Below are 23,008 nucleotides of genomic sequence, written 5' to 3' on the forward strand. Positions count from 1 at the left end.
CCCTCATCCTGATGTGCCGCTTGTGCGGCTTACCGCCATATTTCGTGGTCTTTTCCCGACAGATGCCGGGATGCCACGGTTTGTGTGGCGATATTACATCAGTTTGCGGCGCCGTGTCACCTGAATATCGAGATCTGTAATCTTTTTTCGCAGCGTATTTCGGTTAATCCCCAGTAAATCAGCACATTTTGCCTGGTTCCCACCAGTTGCATCCAGTGCGATTTCGATCAGCGGGGCCTCAACTTCACGCAATATCCGCTGATAAAGGCCCGGTGGCGGCAATATATTGCCGTGCAGATCGAAATACCGTCGCAGGTGACGCTCGACCGAGGTTGAAAGCTTCTCGCGTTCGCCGCCGCTCAGAACCGGTGCAGCTTCGGGCTGGCTGCCCAACACCATTTCCACCTCGGCCTTTGAAATCTCATCTGCCCGACTGGTCAGCCCCAAACGGCGAACGGCGTTTTCCAGTTGCCGCACATTCCCCGGCCATGAATAGCGCCGCACCAACTCAACCGCTTCCGGGCTGAGCCACCGCTTGTTGCCATTTTCCTTCTCCTCCCGGGCCAGAAAATGTTCGGCCAGCAGCGGAATATCGTCGACCCTTTCGCGCAATGAGGGCACGTGGATCGTCGCCCCACACAAACGATAATACAGGTCCTGACGGATACGACCGTTTTCCATCCCATCGGTCAAGTTTGTCTGGCTGGTTGCCATGAAACGCGGAACATGATCACCGGGCGTATCCATCATACGCACCACGCGGGCTTGAATTTCATCGCCGATATCCGCGATTTCATCTATCAGCAGCGTACCGCCACGCACCCGCGCCATCACGCGGGCCGGGCCCTCCAGATCGCTTAGGTCGGCTGCGGTGACTGTGACAAAGGGTAATGTACGCCGATCCGAAAAGTCGTGAATTGCCCGGGCAATCAGCGACTTACCCGTTCCGCTTTCACCCGAGATCATAACCGGCAGGTCGGTATTCATCACGCGTGCGACCAAACGATACAAGGCCTGCATAACTGGCGTGCGGCCGACCAGAGGCAGCTCATCCGGGCGTTCGCCACCTGCCTGTATGGGTTCCGGCTGTGCGCGCTGCTTCTGATCCAGCGCCCGCGCCGTGCGTTTCATCAAATCCGGCAGGTCAAACGGTTTGGGCAGATAGTCATATGCGTCAGCCTCAGCCGCCTGAATTGCGGTCATGATCGTGTTTTGCGCGGAAATCACGATAACCGGCAATCCAGGGCGATCCTTTGCTATCTTCGGCAGCATCTCCAGACCGTTGCCATCGGGCATGACAACGTCCGAGATCACCACGTCGCCTTTGCCTTCGCCGACCCAACGCATCAGGGTGGTCAGCGAAGATGTTGCGTGCACCTTGCATCCGGCCCGCGTCAGCGCCTGAGTCAGAACGGTGCGGATTGTGCGGTCGTCATCCGCAACCAGTACGGTGCCATCCATCAGGTGCTCTCCTTCTTGTGTTCGGTTGCATCTCGCGGCGCGCGGCGCAGCGACAGTTTGAATACGGTGCGGCCGGGCACGGAGTCGGCGGAAATCCAGCCGTCATGGTCGGAAACGATCTTGCTGACCAGCGCCAGCCCCAGACCAGTGCCGTTTTCCTTGCCCGACACGAACGGGTCAAAGATATCACCCCGGATATCCTCGGGCAGGCCCGGACCGTCATCGATGATCTCGATCTGCAACGGCAGGGAATGACCCGATCCGTCGCTTCGGCGCAGGCGGAAGGAGTGTTCGAAATAAGTGCGCAGACGGATCGTACCGCCCTGCGGCCCCGCAGCCTCGGATGCGTTTTTCAGCAGGTTCAGGACCACCTGAAGAAACTGGTCCGGATCGCCATAGGCCAGCGGCAATGAAGGATCGTAATCCTCGATGATTGTCATATCCGCGCCAAATCCCAGCAGCGCGGACCGCCTTGCACGGTCCAGCACATCGTGGATGTTGACCGGCCTGAGGTCCGGTTTCTGCAAGTTGCCGAATTGCTCGACCTGCTCCAGAAGCTTCACGATCCTTCGGCTTTCGGCCACAATAAGGTCTGTAAGTTCAAGATCCTGTGACGAAATGTTCATGCTCAGCAGTTGCGCTGCACCGGTAATCCCTGCCAACGGGTTCTTAATCTCGTGCGCCAGCATCTCGGCCATGCCAATCGCCGACTGCGCCGCTGACTTGACCGTGTTGCCCAAGGTCATCCTGCCCGCCAGTTCACGAGGCGTTATGATCATGATCATCGACCCCGGATGGCCGACCAGAGGCGCGATCTGCAACGCACATTGCAACGGCGCGCGATTCCCAGAACCCGCATCCACATCGTTTACAAACAGTGGCGTGCCTTGCGAGCGGGCGCGCAGGAATGCTTCCTCCAGCGGTGCGTCAACGGCGATCTGGTCCCATACCGGATGCCCGATTACCGACCGGCGCGAGGCATTCAAAAACCCCTCGCCCGCCGAATTCACATCTGCGATGCGGTCGTTTTCATCAATAATAAAAGCCGGAACCGGCAATGAGTTCCAGATGTTGGCGTTGGAATTCATGCCGCCACCTCGCCCGTTTCGGCAAGTGCGTCCCCAAGCAGACGCAGGACTTCATCCGTGCTGCGCGACGTCAGAACCGCCCGCCGCAGCGGCGCAGGGGTTGCGGCCTGATCCATGTACCATCCCAGATGCTTGCGGGCGACACGCAGGCCCAGATCGGCACCGTAAAATCCCAGCATCGCCTGATAATGCGTGCGCACCATGTCGATCAGGTCATTCCCGACCGGAATATCCGGCGCATCCGCCCCGTAAAGGTCGTGACTGATCTGCGCCAGTAGCCAGGGTTTACCCTGTGCGCCACGCCCGACCATGACCCCATCTGCACCAGATTGTTCCAATGCGGTTCGTGCGGCTGCTGTGTCTACAATATCTCCGTTCGCAATAACCGGAATCGACACGGCCTGTTTCACGGCCCGGATTGCGCTCCAGTCAGCGCGCCCCTTGTAGAACTGGCATCGCGTGCGTCCGTGGATCGTAACCATCTGAACGCCTGCCTCTTGTGCACGGCGCGCAACCTCGGGGGCATTCAGCAGGGTGTCATCCCACCCCAGACGGGTTTTCAATGTCACTGGAACGTCGACTACACTGACAACGGCCTCGATCAGCGTCAGTGCGTGGTCCGGTGTTTTCAGCAGGGCCGAACCGGAATACCCATTTGTTACCTTTTTGGCAGGACACCCCATGTTAATGTCGATCACCCGCGCTCCACGATCAGCAACCTGACGCGCGGCCTCGGCCATCCAATGCGCCTCGCGCCCTGCCAGTTGCACAGCTGTGTTTTCCACATCGGCGGACAGTTCGGCGCGCTCCCGCACTCCGGGTTTGGCCTGCACCATCTCCTGACTGGCGACCATTTCGCTGACGACCATGCCGGCACCAAAGCGCATAACCAGATCCCGAAACGGGCGATCTGTGATTCCGGCCATCGGGGCCAGCAAAACCGGCGATGTTACGAATTTGTCATCGAAGCGCAAAGTCAACGTGCTTAATCCTTGGGCAGTTGCAGTTCTGATATCGAATTCCACGCATATGAACAACAAAACGACGCGCAACAAGCCCGCAAAACCATCATCTGCCTATTTTTTAATCACCCGACCATAGGTGATTGCCACTGCAATCACCGCCGCCTAAACAAACGCAACAAAATGGAGGGCGCGCGGCATGACCACAGCTGCCATCATAGTCGCCGCAGGCCGCGGCCTGCGCGCAGGGGGCGACGTCCCAAAACAGTGGCGCGGCCTTGCAGGCCGTCGCGTGGCAGACTGGACAATCGATCGGTTCCGCGGACAGGTCGCCCATATCGTTCTGGTCTTATCCGACGAAGACACTCTGGTCTGGGAGGAGTTTCGTGATACCGATCTGATCCTCGCCTCGGGCGGCACAGATCGCACGGGTTCTGTACGCAACGGTTTGAAGGCCCTGGCGCACCTCGACGTGAAGCGCGTCCTGATTCATGACGTTGCCAGACCCTGCGTTTCGTCGCGCACCATTCAGGACGTCTTGAACGCATTGGATGCACATCAGGCCGCCGCCCCCGGACTGACGGTGACTGACGCCTTGTGGATAGGACAAGACGGGGCCGTGACTGGCACACAAGACCGCAGCAACCTGTTTGCGGCGCAAACACCGCAAGGCTTTCACTATGACACCATCACCGCCGCCCATGCGGCGCATCCGGGCGGTGCTGCTGATGATGTTGAGGTTGCACGCGCGGCGGGGGTAGATGTCTGCATCGTACCGGGCGATGCGGACAACCTGAAGATCACCCGCCCCGAGGATTTTGCCCGGGCGGAACGTATCATGGGAATGGATATGGATGTAAGACTTGGCAACGGCTATGACGTGCACCGATTTGGCGACGGGGATCATGTGGTCCTTTGCGGTGTGAAGGTTCCCCATGATCGCGGGTTGCAGGGGCATTCGGATGCGGATGTCGGGATGCATGCTGTAACCGACGCGATTTATGGCGCATTGGCGCAAGGGGATATCGGACAGCATTTTCCGCCCTCGGATCCGCAATGGAAAGGGGCCGCCAGCGAGATCTTTCTGCGTCACGCGGTCGAACTGGCTGGACAGATGGGGTATCGCATCTCGAACGTGGATTGTACGCTGGTCTGTGAATACCCGAAGATTGGCCCTCACGCCGCTGTTATGCGCGAAGAAATGTCCAAAATCATGGGCTTGCGTGCCGATCAGGTCTCGATCAAGGCCACCACGTCCGAGCGTCTGGGCTTCACCGGTCGCAGTGAAGGCATCGCATCGATTGCGACGGCCTGTCTGGTGAAATCATGAACGCGGCGCAGTTGATTGGCACCGTTGGCGGCGTCGGATATATACGCCCTGCCCCCGGCACCTGGGGTTCGCTGGCCGCGCTGCCGATGGCTTGGGTCCTGCACACGCTGGGCGGATTCCCATTGCTGGCAATCGCAACGCTCGTGGTGTTCGCAGGCGGCCTGTGGGCCACGCGCGTGATGACCGACGGCCAGGACGATCACGACCCGTCGGAAATCGTCATCGATGAGGTCGCGGGCCAGTTCATTGCCCTCTGGGCGATCTCATATCCGTCCTGGGCGCATGGGATCGACATTACCGCCCTCTGGCCCGGCTGGGTTGCCGGGTTCGCTCTGTTCCGCCTGTTCGACATCACCAAACCCGGCCCCGTCGGTTGGGCAGATCGTCGCGGCGATCCTATGGGAGTGATGCTGGACGACGTGATTGCGGGTATTTTCGCAGCCGTTGGCGTGATGGTTCTGGCTGGCATCACGCACGGGGTTCTGGGCCTATGAACGTGCCCGACCTGCTGAACCGCGCCAAAGCGCAGGGCGTTATGATCGCCACTGCGGAAAGCTGCACCGGCGGTATGGTCGCTGCGGCCCTGACGGATATACCCGGCAGCTCGGCCGTCGTGGATCGGGGTTTTGTTACCTATACCAACGGGGCCAAGCAGGACATGCTGGGTGTGCTGGCAGAAACCCTGCAGGCTTTCGGCGCAGTGTCCGAGCAGGTCGCTCGCGAAATGGCCGAAGGCGCATTGCGCAACTCACAAGCGCAGCTTGCCGTCGCGATTACCGGCATTGCCGGGCCGGGCGGGTCTGAATTCAAACCCGAAGGGCGCGTATGTTTCGGACTGGCCAGAGAAGGCCGGGAAACCCGAACAGAAACGATTGAGTTTGGCGCGCAAGGGCGGGATGCGGTGCGCCGCGCCGCGCGGGATCATGCGCTGGCGTTGCTTCTGACCGGGCTTTCATAACGCGCACCTTTTTTAGGCATTATCTGCCCATAGCCGCCAAAACTGTCATCACTTGAACAAAAGGCGACAAAATAGGCGACCAATTCGGGTATTGCCTCTTTTTTCCTCACCTGCCCTCCGCTTCAAGGCTCTGCACATACACTCACTCGATCCCGGGCGTTGTCAGATGACCTGCCCGGGAAACCATGCAGGGAAAAGGAGAGCGGCCCATGAATGGAGCCGATACAGCCTGGATCATAGTTGCTACAGCACTGGTCCTTTTCATGACATTACCGGGTCTGGCCTTGTTTTACGGCGGGCTTGTACGTGCCCGAAACGTGCTCAGCGTTTTTATGCATTGCTTTGCCATTGCCTGTTTGATGAGCATTCTGTGGCTGGTGGCCGGGTACTCCATCGCCTTTGGACCCGGTGAAAGTGGGCTTTGGGGTGGTTTGGGCAAGGCTTTCCTCAACGGTGTTGATGTGAACAGCCTTGCTGGCACTCTCCCAGAAATCCTGTTCTTTGCCTTTCAGATGACCTTTGCCATCATCACCCCGGCCCTGATCGTGGGCGCATATGTTGAACGGGTGGGCTTTGGCTTTGTGCTCACCTTCTCGGCGCTGTGGATGCTGCTGTGCTATGCGCCGGTGGTTCACTGGATCTGGGGCGGTGGAATGCTGTCCGATGGTGGTATTTTGGGTGACATTGGCGTGCGTGATTTCGCTGGCGGTATCGTGGTGCACGAAACCGCTGGTCTGGCAGCCCTGATCATCGCCGTCATCCTTGGCCCGCGCCGAAACCGAACGACCCCGCCGCATAATCCCGGCTATGTCATGGTCGGCGCCGCGATGCTGTGGGTCGGCTGGTTCGGCTTCAATGGCGGTTCGCAACTGGCCGCGGACGGTGGCGCTGCGATGGCGATGACCGTTACCCACCTGTCCGCCGCAACTGCGTCACTGACATGGGCGCTTTGGGAACGCATCCGCTTTGGCAAAGCCTCGATGGTGGGTCTTGTCACCGGGACAATTGCAGGTCTGGCCTCGATCACGCCCGCTTCGGGTTTTGTGGGTCCGGTTCAGGCCCTCATCATCGGTGCTGTCGCGGGCATTCTGTGTCAGGAAGCCGTCAGTCTGGTGCGCAACAAGCTGAATATCGACGATACATTGGACGTGTTCGCGGTACATGGCGTCGGAGGCATCTTCGGCACCATCATGATCGCCCTGTTCGGCCTTGGCACATGGACCGCACAGTTGGGCGGGCTGGTTATCGTGGGTGTCTTTGCGGCAGCTGTCACGTTTGTGTTGGTCAAACTGGTTGCACTGATCACACCACTTCGCGTAAACGCCGAGACCGAGACAAATGGCCTCGACCTCTCGGTACATGGTGAGCGGGCCTATGACATGAGCAGCTAAGCCCACCTTGGCTGCCTATCGCCCGCAAGGGCAAAAGCGGACCTGTCATGGGTCCGCTTTTCTTGTTTTGGCGCCTTGTCCACCTACGTCACACCCAAAGCACCCTGAACCTTCAGGGCAAATGATCAGCCCGTCGCAGGATGCGCATTGGTTCCCTTCGGAATTACGATCCGGCATTCCAGACCGCCAAGCGAGCTGGATGCACCCAGATCAAGTCGACTGTCATAGGCCTTTAACAAATCAACCGCGATGGCCAGCCCAAGGCCGCTGCCCGAAACAGAGGTATCCAGCCTCCCCCCCGATCGCAGCGCCTCGCGGTGAGCGTCCTGAGGAATTCCCGGACCATCGTCGTCAATCACAATTTCGATCCCGTTCGAGGTTCTCATGGCCGTCACGCGGACCTTATGTTTGCACCATTTGACCGCGTTATCCAGCAGGTTGCCCAAAACTTCTTCGATATCCTGCGCGTCCATACGCACCCAAAGACCCGGGTCGCGTTCGATTTCCAATGACTTTCCTTCGCGCTCGGCCATGGTGGTGAACAGACGCGCCAGTCGATCAATCGAATGAGACAGATCAGCACGAGAATGGGTCAAATCTGCAGTGTTCAGCGCCCGCATTCTGGCCAAAGACCGGCCCAGTTGCGCGTCAATGCGGTCGAGAGCTTCCACAGCGGTTTCCGTAGAACCTCCCGCTTCGGACAACAGCACCAATTCATTGCGCATGATTGCAGTAGGCGTTTTCAGGGCATGGGCCAAATCTGCCGCCTGACGACGTGATCCCGATACGATTTCCCGGTTTCGACGCAAGAGCTGGTTCAGATCCTCGACCAGAGGAGACACCTCTTCTGGATAATCGCCTGGCCTAAGGTCTTCGTCCCGATCCCAACGATGCGCCACATCTGACCGAAGCTTTCTGAGTGGCGTCAGGATGATTGACGTCAGAAGTAGCGACCCAACGACACCGATCAGACCAACCAGCGCAAAAACCGGAAGCAGGCTTTGTTGTGCAGCGCGGCGTTCCGCGACAAGCTGGGCCTGACTTTCGGCAACGCTGACCCCCCAGACCGTGCCATCCTCATAGGTAATTTTCTGAAAGGCTCCTCGTAAAGCTTCGCTTTCCGGACCGGGAGTGTTCCAAAGCGTCGTTACATCAGGGGTGCCAAGGGGTTCGGCAATGACTTCATCAAACAAGGAAGCCGACGTAAAGATTTCGCCTTCGCTGTTGCTGACTTGCCAGTATCGGCCAGAATACGGTGTGCCATAGGCCGGATCGAACATCAGATCGCGCAGCGCATCCGGGTCATGGGTCGTAACGCTCAACCCAACGACCAGTTGCGTGTGACGATCAAGTAGTGCGGTATCAAACCTGTCCGAAACGCGGGCATTGATGAACGAGAACACGGCCAGCGTACCAACACCCACTGAAAGGGCACCCGACGCGATCCCCCCCAGTAGAGCCCGTTGACGCAGAGATAACATCAGGCAGAGTCGATCATGTATCCGCGGCCCCGAATCGTTGTGATCAGATCAGGGCCAAGTTTTTTGCGCAGACGGGTTATGAAGACCGCAATGGTGTTCGAGTCCCTGTCTCCATCGTATTCGTAGATATGTTCCGACAACTCGGTCCTTGAGATCATACGCCCAACATTATGGGCCAGATATGTAAGAACAGCCAACTCCTGCGCGGTCAGGTCGATGGGCACGCCATCCGCCGTTACACGCCCGTTGCGGGTATCCAGCACAACATTTCCCATTTCGACGACGGGATTCAACTGACCGCTCTGCCGCCGCAGTATGGCACGGACCCGCGCTGCCAGTTCGGGCATATGGAACGGCTTGGTCATGTAGTCGTCCGCGCCTGCGTCCAATCCGTCGACCCTTTCGCTCCAGCCATCGCGGGCCGTGAGGATCAGCACCGGAGTCTTGATGCCCGCACTGCGCCATTCCCGCAGAACTGAAATGCCATCGCGTTCCGGCAATCCAATATCGAGGATGATCATGTCATAGGGTTCTGTTGCACCCAGATGCAAAGCTTCCAGGCCGCTGTTCACAATGTCCACGACCCGACCTTCAGCGTTCAACAGTTTCTTGATCTGCTCGCAAAGGTGCGGTTCGTCTTCTGCCAGTAAGACTCTCATACTTGGGAATTATAGGCGTGCGAATGGCAGTTTAACCATTACTTTTTACCACCGCCGTTGCCGCCACCGTTTCCACCACCGTTGCCGCCAGAATTGCCACCAGAATTGCCACCACCGTTACCACCGCCATTGCCACCACCGTTACCACCGGAGTTGCCGCCGCCGTTACCTCCGGAGTTGCCTCCGCCATTGCCACCAGAGTTGCCGCGACCGCCACCGCTGTTCCCGCGGTTGCCGCTTTGACCGCCATTTGCTTTGACTGAAGACTTGCCTTGAGATTTCGCATTGGCCGAGTTTCCGGGCGCAGATTTGGCCGCTTCTGAGATTTGTTTGCCGATCTTGGACCCGTTGGAAACGACAACGCCGGTTTTTGCGTTAACAATAACACTGACAATCTTCCCGTTCGGCTTTTTGACCAGTACGCGGTAGTAAACTTTGTCGGCCTGAAAAGCTCGCGCATCAATAGGCGTACCGCCAAAGACCTGTTCGACCCCTTTGATGACTTTCTGCAACCGGATTGCGTTGCCCGAGGTTGTTGCTTTGCGCAGTTCTGCCTGCTTCAGCTCACGAACGGCTGCATTGCCTTCTCCGGGCTGGAGAAAGACAATAAGAAACATAATGGTTAAGAGCTTTCTCATCTTCGGCACTCTTTACTGCGCAACCACCTACATAATCTACCGATTTCAACATGAACTGGGGATGAACGACCAGTTTGGCGTGGGTTCAATGATGATCGGTTTAGATAGCACCTGTCAGATCTTGATTCCGGCAAGCGGTTTGCCTGTGTGCGAATCTTGGAAAACTATGTCGGACCACTGAAACACGCCTTCGATTTACGAGGAACGCTATGAAAACCAATATGACCGGCTTGCTGAAAGCCTCTGCACTCGCAATCGCAATGTTAGGCTCCACCGCAATTGTTGGCGCGATTGCATTTCCTGACGTGGCTTATGCAAAAGATGGCAAAGGCGGCGGTAAAGGAAACGGCGGTGGCAATGGTGGTGGTAACGGAAACGGCGGTGGTAACGGTGGTGGCAAAGGAAACAGCGACAGTGCCGGAAAGGGCAAAGGCAACAGCGGCGGTAATGGCGCGACCAAAGGTGGCGGCTCAAAATCCGCCGGCAAGTCAGGGCGCACTACCTCTGGCGCAAAGGGTTCGAAGTCAAAATCTTCGAAGGGAAAATCGTTCTCTTTGAAAGAACTGTTTACCGGTAAGAAGTCCACGAAAACTCAGACCAAGACCGCACCGTCAGCGCACGCGACAAAATCTAAGGTTCAGGTCGAGGAAACGGACCTGACCGATTCCCACAAGAAGGGGAATAAACTGGCTGCCGCGCTGGGCGTCCACCCTTCGGAACTGGGCGCACTGAACGCAGCCAACGCAAGTGAGAAGGCCCTCCAGAACGCTGCCCCGAATTCGCGCGTCGGTCGCATTGCAACCTATCGCGACACGGTTTTGGCTGGCGACAGCATCCGAGCTGAGCTTGCCGAAAAACAAGACCTTCTGGATGATATGACCCCGCCGGAGCGCTCCAGCGCTGAAATCAATGACGACCTTGAGGATGCGCTGGCCGATGTTCAGGAAAAGCAGGACATCGTCGATGATCTCGAACAGCAACTGGCAGATGCGGGAGGCACCAATCCTGATATCGAGGACGCACTTCAGGACGCAAACGATGATCTGCAAGCTTCCAAAGATGCCGCTGACAGCCTGAATGCCGAAAAACAGGCAGCCTTGGAGTACGAGGAAGCCATGCAAGACGTCGAAGACCTGGCAGACGCCGTTGAGCAGCAGTCACTCGATGAGCGCGCGGCATTGGAAGACGCTGCGAACAAACCCGTCACCGACGAGGTCGAGGCTGCTGTAAAGGCAATGCTCGGACTGGATAGCTAACAGCTTTTGCCTTCATTCTTATGAAGTGGGCAAAAGACCGGGCCAGCTAAGTGATTACCAGCCGTTTGGCTGGCCCGACTTTCTCATTAAGATCCTGACCGCCAGGTTGTATTGCGCTTATGCCCGACGCAAGTTGGCAAAGGTTACTGAGAAAAAATTTAGCCCGCTCCAATTCGGAGCGGGCTTTATCTTTCCCTGATCAAGTTGATCCGGAAATCCATCGGACGTCTGATTTTCAGAAGTCCCGGTTTGCCTCTTCTAGTCGCTTGTTATTTACGATTTCTGTCAGTGCATTTTCGATAGGAGGGAAGCGACTGCTGCTCGAATTTGTATTACTTGAAACTTCGCCGTTCATGACGGGATTATGGGGTTGCATTGTCGCACATGCATACGGCGCAACCTCAATAGCAGTCTTAATCATGCTGTTCCCCTTCCATTCAACCGGACGTGGTTTGCCCGGCCTGTGCGATCAGTATGCCCCGAGCCAGTTGAACACTCAGAGAATACATTGTTCACATTATGTTAATGTTGTCGCGAAATCATGAACAACGACTAAGTAATTAACAAAAAAGGATATTATTTCGCCAACAGATACAATCAGGCCAGATGGATAAAAAAATAGGGCACTCTCTCCCTACTCCGTAAGGTTGTTTAACCCAAGGAAAAGCGACATACGTCTATGGCGAGCGAGTCAGGTTTCTTACACCGAATTTGGGGGTAAAACTGCGGCCGAAGAAAGAAATCTACGAAACAGCCGACGAAATTGCGACACAGTTCAGCGGTTGGTCGACCTGCGCGGCACCATAAAGGGCAGGACCATGACGGCGGATGGATCCTTTGAAAACCAAAACGGTCTTCAGGTCGTCCCGGTAGCAATACATTCGGTTAACTAACCCGCGATCTGAGCAAAACCCCTGTCAGCATCAACGTTTCGGTTTAACAGATGCAAAAGCTCGACCTGGCTCGTTGCCCCTGTTTTGGAAAATATAGAACTTAGGTGCGAACGAACTGTTGTCGGGCCAATGGACAGAGTCTCCGAAATCGTCTTCACAGTCATTCCCTCTTTCATCATCGCGCACACCCGAAACTCGCATCTGCTGAGGTCGGCCGGATTGTGTGGATCAAGGATCGGGACAAAGCGATTGTTGCTGTTGAATTTGGACCGGTGACTCCGAAGAACCTCGGAACAGGCAGCAACCGTTCCGGGCAAGCGTTTGCCCCAGCCAGACGATAGTGTTGGTGCCAGAGCAGTTAGCAGATCCAGTTCGCAGGCCTGCGGGCGTATACTGTAATGCAGCTCAATGTAATCAACCTGCGCCCCGGTTACGTCCAGCGGAATTAGGATAACCTCCACCAGCCCTTCAGGCTTTTGAAGCCGATAGTGTGACATTGATGATGCGTCGGATAACACCAAGTCTGATAGTTTCCAGACTGAACCCGGCCTTGCCGTTGATATACATTCTCCAATAACCAACTCTGCCTGCGTTTGCGGCTGTGAAGGCCAGATTTTCCCCTGCTGGACACAACAGCGCGCAATATGCTTTGCCTTCCAATCCTTTTTCTGCATTCTGACAATTAGAACCGCATCAGCATTTGCCAGGCGCATTAAACAATTTACGGATCGAGACACGGAGCCATTACCGCATAGGGCCTGAGTCCACTCCACTACAAAGTCCAGACTCTCCCTCGCCTGAGCGCTCTTTAAAAAACTCACACTCATAACAATTAACCATTCAACTAAACAGACCGACCAAACAAACAGGTTCGGGTTACTACAACAAATTTGTGTTCCTTTCGAAGTCACAGCAACCGGAATTATCGGCTTGTCTGCGCGGGAAGTTTTCAAACAAAGGCTTTTAAGAAACTTTATATATCTGTTTTTAATATGCTTTTCTAAGTCTTGTCATCACTGAACCGCACGATGCCAATCCGCAAACGCCAGACCGGTCAGTAAAAATCAACCACCATCCCGCTCACAATTGCGACCCGGCTCAATTCATTGTTTCCGAAAAAGGGCGATTCGCTGAACGTTAATACGTTGTTAACGCAGGGTTAAATGTATTCGCCCAAAAGGGTGATTTTCTTCAATTGATTCAACCAAAAGGTGTATTTCAATTACCTTTGAAGGAAGGCACGCATTTCCCCCGTTCCTATTCTGATTCCCGAGCTAATGCATTTTCGCCTGGCTTGCGCTCAAGAATACGGAGCGCTGATAACGTCTAACCTATTTGGGGGAAATAATGACTAAATTCATGAAGAAGTTTGTTAAGAATGAAAGCGGTGCAGCAATTGTCGAATATGGCCTGGCTCTTTTGGTCGTGGCGTCGATTGCAGTTGGCGCATTCTCGTATCTGGGCACCACTACCAACACAAACGTGACTGGTGCATGCGCTGCTCTGGGTAGCGCGACCTGCTGACCCAAACACACTTACCAAAATACAGAGCTCTGTGCCGCCGCGCCACTGTTGCGGCGCAGAGTTCACCGCCAGGAATTTCGCGAAAACAAGACGACCGAAGTTCCATATTTCAGAACGTAATTGTTGGAGAGAGTGATGCGTATCAGGCCAATCATTTCTACACTGTTTGGAATTGCGATAGCGTCCGGTTCCGTTTACCTGGCGAAAGATCACATTCAGTTTAAGACAAGCACTGCCGGTGTCTCGCCAGATGCCGATCTGGTTGAGATCTACGTGGCCCGATCAGAAATCGCGTTTGGTCAAACGATCGAAGCGCACGACGTCACAATTCACCCCTGGCCGCGCGAGGCGCTCCCGGCCGGAGTTTTCACGGACATTGATGTACTTGTTCCAAACAATCGCCGTCAGCTGCGGCGCGCCAAGGGCCGGTTCTATCCCGGCGAAGTAATGCTTCTTTCCAAGGTTTCGAACTTTGGAGAAAAAGTCACCCTTGTTCAGAAGTTGGGTGAAAACACACGCGCCATGGCGATCGAGGTCGATGCTGTAACAGCCGTGGGCGGTTTTGTTACCCCAGGCGATCACGTTGATATCGTCTTGACCCAAGGTGCCAAGCAGGACCTGCGCGCGGTCACCATCTTGCAGAATATTCGCGTCATTGGCGTGGACCAGCAGTCGGAAGAATTAAGCGATCAGCCGGAGGTCGCCCGCACGATTACGGTGGAAGTGACCCCGCAGCAAGGTCAACGTCTGGCCCTGGCTCAAAAGGCCGGAACCCTGAGCCTGACACTGCGCACCCTGGACAGCGTCGAGGATGAACCCATGGAGATGGTTCGCCTGCGCGATCTGTTGCAGGAGGAAGGACCGGTAGAAAAGGTGGATATTCAACCCACTGTAAAGCTGCGCCGGGGAACCGAGACTGAGGTTGTGACCATCCAGCGGCAACAGGAAGAAGCGGAACAGGCAACAGAAACTGCGCCCGCCGCCGAATTGCAACCTGATACCCAAAAAGATGCGCAGCTTGCGCCGGCGTCCGCGACTCCGCGCGTCAAACCCCGCATTCGCCCAATCAAAGTCAGTCAGACACCCGGTCAATAAGTTCAGCCATGCCAACTCGCGCTATCATATCCGCATTCGCCCAAGAGGAGAACGGCACCGTCGCGATCCTGTGGGGCACTGCTTTGGTCGCATTCCTTGGGTTCTTTGCAATCACACTGGACGTTGGCCGGTTGAATTCGACACATGCAGAGCTTCAGTCATTCGCCGACAACGTAGCTTTGGCCGCAGCGGGAGAGTTGGACGGCCAACCGGACGCGATTACGCGAGCCACAAATGCAGCAGCAAATCTTGTCAGCGACAGCCAGACATTCGCAAACGGGGCGACCACGCTTTCAGGATCTTCGGATTATACCCTCCTGTTTCACTCGGCGCTTCCGGCATCGGATCTGACCCCGCTTGGCGCAGATATTACAACCGATCCACGAAAGGCCAGGTTCGCGCAGATCGTGTTGACACCTAAATCCCTGACGATGAGCCTGGCTTCGGCGCTGGACAAAATGCTTGGTGGGGCTGGGTTTTCTGCTGCCAGCGTTTCAGCCGAGGCAGTGGCCGGATACTCGAAAGCGGCGTGCGATATCTCACCCCTAATGTTCTGCCTGCCCCCGAATTGGGAATCCACTTTGACCGTAGGCGACCAGATATTGCTGCGCAGTGGCGGCAACGGAACGGCTTGGGGTCCGGGCAATTTCGGCTTTATTGATCTGGCGAATTTCCAAGACAGCTCGGGTGTATGTGCCGACGAAGGGGGCAATAAGCTGGCCTGTCTGATCGCGGCGCAAAGCCAGATCACCCAATGTGTTCTGACCAATGGTCTGAACACCGAACCCGGCCAGAAAAACGGCATTACCAACGCTGCATTCAACGTCCGCTTTGACATCTACCGCTCGGTTCTCAACGGTGAGAAGAACAATATCGATTTCGCGCCCGCACCAAATGTGATCAAGGGGATTGAAAGCAACGGTGGCGGCGCTTGCATTCAGGGTAATGAACAGACGACCCCTGATACAACCGGTCTAGGGCGCGACCTGTGCATGACGGCAGGCACCTGCGGTGGAAACAACCGTTTCGGTGACGGCAACTGGGATCGAACCGGGTACCTTAATCGAAACCACGATTTGGCAGATGGGATTGCCGACGGCATCGGCAGCGACACACATCTGCCACCACTGTCCGGGTCGGATACCGTTTTTTCCGGGACGCGGTATGGAATGTATCTGAGGGAAATAGCCTACGGGAACACGAACCCCTACGCGGCACCGAACGCAAATTCCATTCTTGACCCTTCACTTGCCGAAACCGGCCGTCCAATGTGTTCCAGCCAGATGTCCAACGACCCGGCACGGCGCGTTGTAACAGCTGCCGGTATTGATTGCGCGCTGAACCCAGTATCTGGTTCGACAACTGGGGTTCCGGTCACCAAATTTGTTGCCGTGTTCCTGACTGAACCGGTCGGTGATGACGGTGGCTCCCCCCCCAGTTTCGACATCCACGGAGAGGTCGTCGGTTTCCCCGATGTGACCGGCGTTGGCAGCGGCGGCAACGGGTTTGGCGGCATCTTTCGCGACGTCGTACAGTTGTATCGGTAGGGGCTGAGGGTTCATGTGTATTCGCCTCAAATCCCCTTTCAAGCGCTTCGCCAAAAGCGACGATGGAGCGATCCTAGTCGAGTTCGGCCTCGTCATGCCGATTATGCTGCTGCTGTTGGCGGTGACATTGGAATCCGCACGCCTTATGTGGTCGTACCAGTCGGTCATTGCCGGTGTCCGGGATGCCAGCCGCTATATGTCGCGCGTCACGCCCTCGGATATCTGTTCGTCTGGCGGAACTGTCGCGGGGCTCAGCACAACTTTGAAAGGGATCGTCGAGCGTGACATTCACGGCAACAGCCTGTTTCCGCCCAGAATAACCGTCAACTCAGTAACGCCCAGCTTGTCCTGTGTGTCGGGCACGTATCGCATAAACCCGGCACCCGTCGGTCAGGTAAGCGCCAATATCACCGTTCAGTTCCCGCTGGGGGGCATTCTGAAGCTTTTCGGCAGCGGCGCGTCATCGATAACCACCGACGTCGCTGACACATCGCGGATATTTGGCCAATGACACGGTTGCGAAATAACCGCGCCATCTTGCGCCAGGTCGCGGACAAGATGCTGCGCGACCAAAATGGTGGGGTTCTTGTTGAGTTTGCCTTGGTTGTGTCCCTGTTTTCCTTCCTGTTCCTGGCATTGCTGGACTTTGGCCGGCTATCATACAGCGGAGTGAACGCGCAAAAAGCCGCACAGTTGGCGGCGCGCATCGCTGTGGTGCGCCCTGCGGCCTGTCCGGGTGTGCCACAAACCCACACGCGGGGAACATCCGCGTTGTCCCCTCGCTTTGGCACCCCATGCAGTGCGTCGGCTGGCGTATGTGCCGACCCCGTAACGCCAGCTTGTGTGGGTGACGCCACCAACACCACAGCATCTGAAATCTGGGGGCGCATCAACCCGTTGCTGCCCCCCGGCACGACGATTGACGCCTTGCAGTTTGCCTATGATTTCAATTCCAATCTGGGCTTCCTGGGTGGCCCTTACACGCCCATGGTCACGGTTGAGCTGAACCTGAATGATTTTCAGTTCGTGTCGCCGCTGGCCGCGCTTGCAAATGCCGCGGGCGCGACCAGCAGCACAATTCCTTCAACAGCCGGGTTTTCCAATTTCAGCGTTTCGCTGCCTGCCGAAGACCTGGCATCAGGAGAGTCAGGTTAATGGTTAAGAACGTTTCCAATCTCAATTCACATTCTGTCATGCTTGTATCTGAAAGCGAAACCGTCGCTCAGGTGGTCGCCAATGCCTTTCCCGCCGGTCAAAATAACGAAATCTCAGAGAATGCGGGTTCTTTCAAAGCTTTGAACGGAACAGCACGCAATCTGGCATTCAAGCATGACCTGGTTATTTTCGAAATCGACCCCTGCGACGCGGGCGAGGTTCTGGCTGTCAAAGACCTGCTGACCCATCGACAAGACGACACCTTGTTTGTCGCGCTGACGCAGAATGATGTTTCGATCTCGGTCGCCCGCGAACTGCGGAAAATCGGCATCGACGAGGTTCTGCCCCTGTCCATTGACGAGGATGGGCTGAAAGCTGCAGTAGCAGAAAAAATCTCTTCCCGATCACTTCCGCAAGGGTTCATTCGAAATGGCCCCTCTGCCCTTGGCACGGTGATCCCGGTTGCAAAATCCCGCGGTGGAATCGGAGCGTCAACGGTCGCAGTCAACCTTGCCTGCTCACTGGTGGGCGGGAAAGGATCCTTCCTGAGGAAAAAGGCGAAAAACCGCGTCGCGCTTCTGGATTTTGATCTGCAATTCGGAAACGCGAACGTGTTTCTGGATCTAGAAGATAACGGGGGATGCCTCCAACTCATCGAAAATCAGGAAGAGCCGGATGATCATTTCCTGACGTCGATCCTTCAGAACCATACGCTCGGCATTGATGTGTTGTGCGCGCCCGTGCCGCTGGTTCCGCTTCAATCCATACGACCGGGCTTGATCGAGGGGATGCTCGACCTGCTTCAGCGCCGGTACGACTATGTTGTCATCGACCTGCCCTGTGCCGTTGTGGAATGGGTCGAACCCATCTTTAAACGCGCGAACCAACTTGCACTGGTTACTGACACCACGGTTCCGTGTGTTCGCCAGACCCGGCGCCTGATCGATTTCTATCGCGAGGCGAACGTGGCCCTGCCCGTCGAGGTTGTCGTGAACCGCGAACGGAAGACGCTGATCAAACCCGCACACGTTCGCGAGGCCGAAAAAGTGCTGGAAACGAAACTGAAGCACTGGCTGCCGGACAATCCCAAGATTGCGCGAAACGCGGTCGATCTGGGACGACCGATTGTGGACATGAAGCCGCATTCGGACCTTGGCAAGGCCCTGACGAAACTGGCTGCGTCCATGTCCGAAGGCACCCGGCCAGCCACACAAAAAACTGCATAATGGGAGATCGCCGTGTTTAACGAGTACAAATCACGCCGGGCCGCGTCCAAGTCGAATGTGTTGGTTCTGGAACGGCCGATCGAGGTGTCAAAGTCCAAAGCAACACCAGAGCCGGTGGACGTTGACCTGCAAGCGCATCTGGAGCTTAAAAGCCGTCTGCACAGCGAGCTTCTCGACCGTCTGAACCTGTCGGTGATCGACAAGGTCGAACGGTCCGAACTGAAACGTCAGATCGCCGCGCTGGTCACAGGGCTGATCGAGGCCGAACGCCTTCATTTACGGTCCGAGGCATTTACGGCCCTTGTTGATGAGCTCATTCACGAAGTGATGGGTCTGGGCCCGCTGGAACCCCTTTTGGAAGACCCGACCATCAACGACATTCTCGTCAACTCTTATGATCAGGTCTATGTGGAACGATTTGGCCTGCTGGAGCAATCCTCCGTGCGCTTTCGCGACGAACGCCATCTGCTTCGGATCATTGACAAGATCGTCAGCCGGGTCGGCCGCCGTATTGATGAATCCCAGCCATGGGTCGATGCGCGTCTGGAAGACGGAAGCCGGGTCAACGCGATTATCCGCCCGTGTTCAGTTGATGGGCCGGCGCTGTCGATCCGCAAATTCTCGCGCAATCCTCTGACCATCGACAAGTTGGTCCAGCGGGACAGCATGAACGAACAGGCAGCCAAGCTTCTGGCCGCGCTGGTCGAAGCCAGGCTGAACATTCTGATTTCTGGCGGCACCGGTTCGGGCAAGACAACAATGCTGAACGCCGTTTCATCCTATATCGACGGCAAGCAGCGTATCGTGACAATCGAAGATGCGGCCGAACTTCAGTTGCAGCAAAGCCATGTCGTCCGCTTGGAAACCCGTCCCCCCAACTCGGAAGGTCAAGGGGTGATTACGCAGCGGGATCTGGTGCGCAACGCGCTCAGGATGCGGCCTGACCGCATTATTGTCGGCGAGGTCCGTGGTGCCGAATGCTTTGACATGCTTCAGGCCATGAATACGGGACATGACGGCTCCATGACGACCGTACATGCGAATTCGGCCCGCGATGCGCTCAGCCGGGTCGAACAGATGGTGACGATGCTGGGGGCGGACCTGCCCGTCAGAACCATCCGGTCTCAAATCGCCTCGGCCATTCAGATCGTCCTGCAACTCAGCCGTCTGAGCGACGGGACACGCAGGGTCGTCAGTATTTCCGAAATCACGGGCATGGAAGACGATACGATCACGATGCAGGACATCTTTGTCTTCAAGCGCCGTGGCAAGTCTGAAAACGGCGACGTTCTGGGAGAGTTCCTGCCAACCGGAATACGGCCAAAATGCTTCGACCAGCTGGTGGCGGCGGGTGTCGATGTGGACACCAACATGTTTATTCATGGGGTGACGACATCATGATTGACCTTCAGCCCAACATACTGAACATCCTGATCTATATTTCGATTTTTCTGGGTATTCTGCTTGCCTACGAAGGCGTTCACCAGCTTCTGGCGCGCAAGGAAACGCATGGCGAAGCCAGAAACCGCCGCATGAAACTGATCCAGAACGGGGCTTCGACGGATCAGGTGTTGCAGCTGCTTCGCGATCCCGCAATGCTGGCTGCTGGTGAAAAAGCCGGGCTGATTACGCGGTTTCGTCGTCTGCTTGTGCAAGCCGGTTTGGCGGTCAACCCGGTTTGGGTGGTTCTCGCCGTCTCCCTTCTGGTTTTGATGATCTTTTTCGGGGCCTCCCGGTTCCTTGCACCGGAACTGGCAGTCATTCTGAGCGCTGTGTTCGGCCTCATCGGCCCGGTTATCGTGCTGGTCGCCATGAAAGACGCCCGCGCGAAGAAACTGACGAAACAACTGCCAGACGCGTTAGACCTGATGGCCCGGGGGCTGAAGGTGGGGCATCCCGTTGCAGTGACGGTTGGAAACGTTGCCTCTGATCTGCCGGATCCGATCGGGTCAGAGTTTGGCATCATCAAAGACCAGATCAACTATGGTGATGACGTCGCGACCGCCTTTCACGACTTTGCGCACCGCGTCGGAACAGAGGATGCAAAATACCTTGCTGTAAGTATCGGCATTCAGCATGGAACTGGCGGCAACCTGTCCCGCGTTCTAAGCATTCTGTCCCAGACCATCCGGGACCGGCACACGATGCAAAAGAAGATCAAGGCAATTTCCGCCGAAGGTCGCCTGAGCAGCCTTATCCTCACGATTTTGCCGGTCATCATTTATCTTTCGATCGAGGTCTCCTCCCCAACATTTTACGGCGACGTACGCAGCGATCCGCTGTTTCCGTATTTCGCCCAGGTGATCATTGGCCTGACAATTGCCCAGGGTTTCATCCTGAAGCGGCTGGTTAAATTCAGATTCTAAGGGGAATTGGGATATGGATATATTTCAGGACATTCTAAACGATCCGCGCATCACACCGCAGTTGATCCTGTTGGTCGGAATTGCCCTTAGTGTTTTCTTTGTCGTCATGGGCCTTTCCGGATTTACGGCAAGTGAAAACACGGCAGCACGCCGTATGCGCGTTGGGTCGGTTTCACAAGGGCATGGGCAGGATTTTGACCTTATCCAGGGTGACAATAGCGACCCGCACGGGCTGCTGAAGGCCTTCGTCCCGTCGTCAAAACGCGAACGCTCCAGGATCGGGAAGCTGTTGAAACAGGCCGGGATTCGGCAAAAGCACGCCATTCGCACCTATTATACCTTTCGGGTCGTCCTAGGATTTGTGTTGCCTGCCGCGTTCGTCGCAACCATGGCATTGCCGATCGAAACGCAAGTTCAGTTAGGGATCGCCGACCTTTTGCAGGGTGTTACCTGGATAAACACAATGCAGATCGTGACGGCACTGATGGTCCTGGGCTTTTATGGCCCGGCACTGTGGTTGCGGCGCCGCATAAAGAAACGCCGCCAGGCCATCGAACACAGCCTGCCTAACGCGCTTGACCTGCTGCAAGTCGCTATCGAGGCCGGGCTGGGCTTTGACGCGGCGATGATCCGGGTCTCGCATGAAATGGCCAAGGCAGCTCCGGAAATCTCGCAGGAGTTTTCGGTTCTTCAACTGGAGTTGCAGGCAGGCAAAGAACGTCAGGCCGCCTTTCTGGACATGGCGAACCGGGTCGGTATCGACGAGATGAACTCGTTCGCGAACGCCTTTTTGCAATCCAACCAGTACGGAACCAGCATATCCGCATCGTTACGCCGCTTCGCCACTGACATGCGGCTTGACCGAGAACTTCGCGCCCAGGAAAAGGCAAACCGTCTGCCTGTGCAGATGTCTGCCGTGATGGCCATGTGCATGATGCCTGTCCTATTGCTGATTTGTCTGGCACCAATGCTGATCCGGTGGGTCAACATGTTCGGGCAAGGGTAACGCAGCGACAATGGTGTTCGCATAGCTGACTACCCGGAAACAGCGGACCTTAGGGGGGTCCGCTTTTCTTTTGTTCCAACAGCTCTCGACTCCGGGCCAAGGGTCGGGCTATCAGCCCGAAACATCATTTCATCGCCGAGGTCCCGCCATGATCCCCAGTTCTTTTCCCGATAGCACTGAAATCGCTCGCCTGACGGCCCGGATGCTGCTGGAGATCAAGGCCATCCACTTCAACGCGCGCGAGCCGTTCACGCTGGCAAGTGGCCTTCCCAGCCCGACCTATATCGATTGCCGCAAGCTGATCTCCTACCCGCGCATTCGTTCCACGCTGATGGATTTTCTGACCGTTACGGTGATGCGGGACGCGGGTTTTGAAGCCTTTGACAACATTGCGGGCGGCGAAACTGCGGGCATCCCCTTTGCCGCGATGGTGGCCGAACGTATGGCATTGCCGATGACCTACGTGCGCAAAAAACCCAAAGGTTACGGGCGCAACGCCCGCATTGAAGGCGCAATGAGCGAAGGTGAACGCGTGTTGCTGGTCGAGGACCTGACTACCGATGGCGGTTCGAAACTGTCCTTCGTCGATGCAATTCGCGAGACTGGTGCCACCTGCGGGCATACGGCTGTGATTTTTTACTACGGTATCTTCCCCGAAACCGAGAAGACGCTGGGCGACCATGGTGTAAAGCTGCATCACCTTTGCACGTGGTGGGATGTTCTGGCCGAGGCCAAGGCGCAAAAAGCCTTTGATCAGGAAACACTTGACGGGGTCGAGGCGTTTCTGAACGACCCGCGAGGCTGGCAGGACGCGCGAAAATCGTGATTTTCAGCCTGTGGACGGCTTGGGGATAGTTGATTTTCGAATCGCATCAAAGCGCGCCTATCTAGTCAAGATATCCAGCCAACACACCAAATGTTGCGGTAACGCTGCGCCCGTGTAAAACTGGTGCTAAGTTATCCCCATTGAGG

General features: G+C 56.3%; 22 protein-coding genes. 15 read left to right on the forward strand and 7 right to left on the reverse strand.

From position 1 onward, the window contains the following. Positions 1-93: 93 nt before the first annotated feature. The 3 genes from ACR0ES_RS02560 to dusB are packed head-to-tail and all read right to left on the reverse strand — an operon-like array spanning position 94 to position 3,529. A complete protein-coding gene (locus ACR0ES_RS02560) occupies positions 94-1,461 on the reverse strand; it encodes a response regulator (protein ID WP_480480683.1) in 1,368 nt (455 codons plus the stop codon). Further along, entirely contained in the window at positions 1,461-2,549 is a 1,089-nt protein-coding gene (locus tag ACR0ES_RS02565; RefSeq protein WP_480772779.1) for a two-component system sensor histidine kinase NtrB, read from the reverse strand. The genes ACR0ES_RS02560 and ACR0ES_RS02565 overlap by 1 nt, the downstream gene beginning before the upstream one ends. Beyond that, positions 2,546-3,529 (reverse strand): tRNA dihydrouridine synthase DusB, encoded by a 984-nt coding sequence (dusB, locus tag ACR0ES_RS02570; protein ID WP_480869384.1) that lies wholly within the window; start codon positions 3,527-3,529, stop codon positions 2,546-2,548. Before dusB ends, ACR0ES_RS02565 begins: the two co-directional genes overlap by 4 nt. Positions 3,530-3,710: 181 nt before the next feature. Here dusB and ACR0ES_RS02575 point away from each other — a divergent pair, with 181 nt between their 5' ends. The 4 genes from ACR0ES_RS02575 (at position 3,711) to ACR0ES_RS02590 (ending at position 7,190) form a co-directional block, all read left to right on the forward strand. Further along, positions 3,711-4,841, forward strand: coding sequence for a bifunctional 2-C-methyl-D-erythritol 4-phosphate cytidylyltransferase/2-C-methyl-D-erythritol 2,4-cyclodiphosphate synthase (locus ACR0ES_RS02575; protein ID WP_480537996.1), 1,131 nt, complete (start codon positions 3,711-3,713; stop codon positions 4,839-4,841). Next, the gene (locus tag ACR0ES_RS02580; RefSeq protein WP_480480677.1) at positions 4,838-5,335 is read left to right on the forward strand and encodes a phosphatidylglycerophosphatase A family protein; all 498 of its coding nucleotides are present in this window, start codon (positions 4,838-4,840) and stop codon (positions 5,333-5,335) included. Before ACR0ES_RS02575 ends, ACR0ES_RS02580 begins: the two co-directional genes overlap by 4 nt. Beyond that, positions 5,332-5,799 (forward strand): CinA family protein, encoded by a 468-nt coding sequence (locus ACR0ES_RS02585; protein ID WP_480480675.1) that lies wholly within the window; start codon positions 5,332-5,334, stop codon positions 5,797-5,799. The genes ACR0ES_RS02580 and ACR0ES_RS02585 overlap by 4 nt, the downstream gene beginning before the upstream one ends. A gap of 209 nt (positions 5,800-6,008) precedes the next feature. Then, positions 6,009-7,190 (forward strand): ammonium transporter, encoded by a 1,182-nt coding sequence (locus ACR0ES_RS02590; protein ID WP_480480673.1) that lies wholly within the window; start codon positions 6,009-6,011, stop codon positions 7,188-7,190. A gap of 125 nt (positions 7,191-7,315) precedes the next feature. Here ACR0ES_RS02590 and ACR0ES_RS02595 read toward each other — a convergent pair whose 3' ends face one another. The 3 genes from ACR0ES_RS02595 to ACR0ES_RS02605 are packed head-to-tail and all read right to left on the reverse strand — an operon-like array spanning position 7,316 to position 9,968. Then, a complete protein-coding gene (locus ACR0ES_RS02595) occupies positions 7,316-8,671 on the reverse strand; it encodes an ATP-binding protein (RefSeq protein WP_480869386.1) in 1,356 nt (451 codons plus the stop codon). After that, positions 8,671-9,330, reverse strand: a complete 660-nt coding sequence (locus ACR0ES_RS02600) for a response regulator transcription factor (RefSeq protein WP_209503754.1) — start codon at positions 9,328-9,330, stop codon at positions 8,671-8,673. The genes ACR0ES_RS02595 and ACR0ES_RS02600 overlap by 1 nt, the downstream gene beginning before the upstream one ends. A gap of 38 nt (positions 9,331-9,368) precedes the next feature. Continuing rightward, on the reverse strand, positions 9,369-9,968 hold the full coding sequence (locus ACR0ES_RS02605; protein ID WP_480485466.1) for a PepSY domain-containing protein: 600 nt from the start codon (positions 9,966-9,968) through the stop codon (positions 9,369-9,371). 209 nt (positions 9,969-10,177) lie between these two features. On the opposite strand from ACR0ES_RS02605, the gene ACR0ES_RS02610 reads away from it, so the two are divergent. After that, the gene (locus tag ACR0ES_RS02610) at positions 10,178-11,224 is read left to right on the forward strand and encodes a hypothetical protein (RefSeq protein WP_480485465.1); all 1,047 of its coding nucleotides are present in this window, start codon (positions 10,178-10,180) and stop codon (positions 11,222-11,224) included. A gap of 889 nt (positions 11,225-12,113) precedes the next feature. Here ACR0ES_RS02610 and ACR0ES_RS02615 read toward each other — a convergent pair. Then, positions 12,114-12,830, reverse strand: a complete 717-nt coding sequence (locus ACR0ES_RS02615; protein ID WP_480869388.1) for a helix-turn-helix transcriptional regulator — start codon at positions 12,828-12,830, stop codon at positions 12,114-12,116. Positions 12,831-13,476: 646 nt separating this feature from the next. Between ACR0ES_RS02615 and ACR0ES_RS02620 the strand changes: the two genes are divergently transcribed. The 10 genes from ACR0ES_RS02620 (at position 13,477) to ACR0ES_RS02665 (ending at position 22,862) form a co-directional block, all read left to right on the forward strand. Further along, entirely contained in the window at positions 13,477-13,641 is a 165-nt protein-coding gene (locus ACR0ES_RS02620) for a Flp family type IVb pilin (protein WP_267367933.1), read from the forward strand. 135 nt (positions 13,642-13,776) lie between these two features. Beyond that, the gene (gene cpaB, locus ACR0ES_RS02625; protein ID WP_480480662.1) at positions 13,777-14,736 is read left to right on the forward strand and encodes a Flp pilus assembly protein CpaB; all 960 of its coding nucleotides are present in this window, start codon (positions 13,777-13,779) and stop codon (positions 14,734-14,736) included. A gap of 8 nt (positions 14,737-14,744) precedes the next feature. After that, the gene (locus ACR0ES_RS02630; RefSeq protein WP_480869390.1) at positions 14,745-16,283 is read left to right on the forward strand and encodes a pilus assembly protein TadG-related protein; all 1,539 of its coding nucleotides are present in this window, start codon (positions 14,745-14,747) and stop codon (positions 16,281-16,283) included. 13 nt (positions 16,284-16,296) lie between these two features. Then, positions 16,297-16,794 carry a TadE/TadG family type IV pilus assembly protein gene (locus ACR0ES_RS02635; RefSeq protein ID WP_480772786.1) on the forward strand — a complete coding sequence of 166 codons (498 nt, stop codon included), beginning with the start codon at positions 16,297-16,299 and terminating at the stop codon, positions 16,792-16,794. Continuing rightward, the gene (locus ACR0ES_RS02640; RefSeq protein WP_480869392.1) at positions 16,791-17,438 is read left to right on the forward strand and encodes a TadE/TadG family type IV pilus assembly protein; all 648 of its coding nucleotides are present in this window, start codon (positions 16,791-16,793) and stop codon (positions 17,436-17,438) included. The genes ACR0ES_RS02635 and ACR0ES_RS02640 overlap by 4 nt, the downstream gene beginning before the upstream one ends. Continuing rightward, on the forward strand, positions 17,438-18,664 hold the full coding sequence (locus ACR0ES_RS02645) for a CpaE/TadZ family protein (RefSeq protein WP_480869394.1): 1,227 nt from the start codon (positions 17,438-17,440) through the stop codon (positions 18,662-18,664). Before ACR0ES_RS02640 ends, ACR0ES_RS02645 begins: the two co-directional genes overlap by 1 nt. Before the next feature lie 12 nt (positions 18,665-18,676). Then, the gene (locus ACR0ES_RS02650) at positions 18,677-20,065 is read left to right on the forward strand and encodes a TadA family conjugal transfer-associated ATPase (protein ID WP_480504939.1); all 1,389 of its coding nucleotides are present in this window, start codon (positions 18,677-18,679) and stop codon (positions 20,063-20,065) included. Next, complete coding sequence (locus ACR0ES_RS02655; RefSeq protein ID WP_480480649.1) at positions 20,062-21,030, forward strand: type II secretion system F family protein; 969 nt, start codon at positions 20,062-20,064, stop codon at positions 21,028-21,030. Before ACR0ES_RS02650 ends, ACR0ES_RS02655 begins: the two co-directional genes overlap by 4 nt. A 13-nt stretch (positions 21,031-21,043) precedes the next feature. Further along, positions 21,044-22,036, forward strand: coding sequence for a type II secretion system F family protein (locus ACR0ES_RS02660; protein WP_480538002.1), 993 nt, complete (start codon positions 21,044-21,046; stop codon positions 22,034-22,036). 148 nt (positions 22,037-22,184) lie between these two features. Next, a complete protein-coding gene (locus ACR0ES_RS02665) occupies positions 22,185-22,862 on the forward strand; it encodes an orotate phosphoribosyltransferase (RefSeq protein WP_480485449.1) in 678 nt (225 codons plus the stop codon). Positions 22,863-23,008: the final 146 nt, after the last annotated feature.

The sequence above is a fragment of the Ruegeria sp. N7 genome (assembly GCF_056531345.1).

Bases quoted from the DNA above. Each gene is read 5' to 3' on its own strand.
- ACR0ES_RS02560 (WP_480480683.1), bottom strand. From the start codon at position 1,461: ATGGATGGCACCGTACTGGTTGCGGATGACGACCGCACAATCCGCACC.
- ACR0ES_RS02565 (WP_480772779.1), bottom strand. From the start codon at position 2,549: ATGAATTCCAACGCCAACATCTGGAACTCATTGCCGGTTCCGGCTTTT.
- ACR0ES_RS02575 (WP_480537996.1), top strand. From the start codon at position 3,711: ATGACCACAGCTGCCATCATAGTCGCCGCAGGCCGCGGCCTGCGCGCA.
- ACR0ES_RS02580 (WP_480480677.1), top strand. From the start codon at position 4,838: ATGAACGCGGCGCAGTTGATTGGCACCGTTGGCGGCGTCGGATATATA.
- ACR0ES_RS02585 (WP_480480675.1), top strand. From the start codon at position 5,332: ATGAACGTGCCCGACCTGCTGAACCGCGCCAAAGCGCAGGGCGTTATG.
- ACR0ES_RS02590 (WP_480480673.1), top strand. From the start codon at position 6,009: ATGAATGGAGCCGATACAGCCTGGATCATAGTTGCTACAGCACTGGTC.
- ACR0ES_RS02595 (WP_480869386.1), bottom strand. From the start codon at position 8,671: ATGTTATCTCTGCGTCAACGGGCTCTACTGGGGGGGATCGCGTCGGGT.
- ACR0ES_RS02600 (WP_209503754.1), bottom strand. From the start codon at position 9,330: ATGAGAGTCTTACTGGCAGAAGACGAACCGCACCTTTGCGAGCAGATC.
- ACR0ES_RS02605 (WP_480485466.1), bottom strand. From the start codon at position 9,968: ATGAGAAAGCTCTTAACCATTATGTTTCTTATTGTCTTTCTCCAGCCC.
- ACR0ES_RS02610 (WP_480485465.1), top strand. From the start codon at position 10,178: ATGAAAACCAATATGACCGGCTTGCTGAAAGCCTCTGCACTCGCAATC.
- ACR0ES_RS02615 (WP_480869388.1), bottom strand. From the start codon at position 12,830: ATGCGCCTGGCAAATGCTGATGCGGTTCTAATTGTCAGAATGCAGAAA.
- ACR0ES_RS02620 (WP_267367933.1), top strand. From the start codon at position 13,477: ATGAAGAAGTTTGTTAAGAATGAAAGCGGTGCAGCAATTGTCGAATAT.
- cpaB (WP_480480662.1), top strand. From the start codon at position 13,777: ATGCGTATCAGGCCAATCATTTCTACACTGTTTGGAATTGCGATAGCG.
- ACR0ES_RS02630 (WP_480869390.1), top strand. From the start codon at position 14,745: ATGCCAACTCGCGCTATCATATCCGCATTCGCCCAAGAGGAGAACGGC.
- ACR0ES_RS02635 (WP_480772786.1), top strand. From the start codon at position 16,297: ATGTGTATTCGCCTCAAATCCCCTTTCAAGCGCTTCGCCAAAAGCGAC.
- ACR0ES_RS02640 (WP_480869392.1), top strand. From the start codon at position 16,791: ATGACACGGTTGCGAAATAACCGCGCCATCTTGCGCCAGGTCGCGGAC.
- ACR0ES_RS02645 (WP_480869394.1), top strand. From the start codon at position 17,438: ATGGTTAAGAACGTTTCCAATCTCAATTCACATTCTGTCATGCTTGTA.
- ACR0ES_RS02655 (WP_480480649.1), top strand. From the start codon at position 20,062: ATGATTGACCTTCAGCCCAACATACTGAACATCCTGATCTATATTTCG.
- ACR0ES_RS02660 (WP_480538002.1), top strand. From the start codon at position 21,044: ATGGATATATTTCAGGACATTCTAAACGATCCGCGCATCACACCGCAG.
- ACR0ES_RS02665 (WP_480485449.1), top strand. From the start codon at position 22,185: ATGATCCCCAGTTCTTTTCCCGATAGCACTGAAATCGCTCGCCTGACG.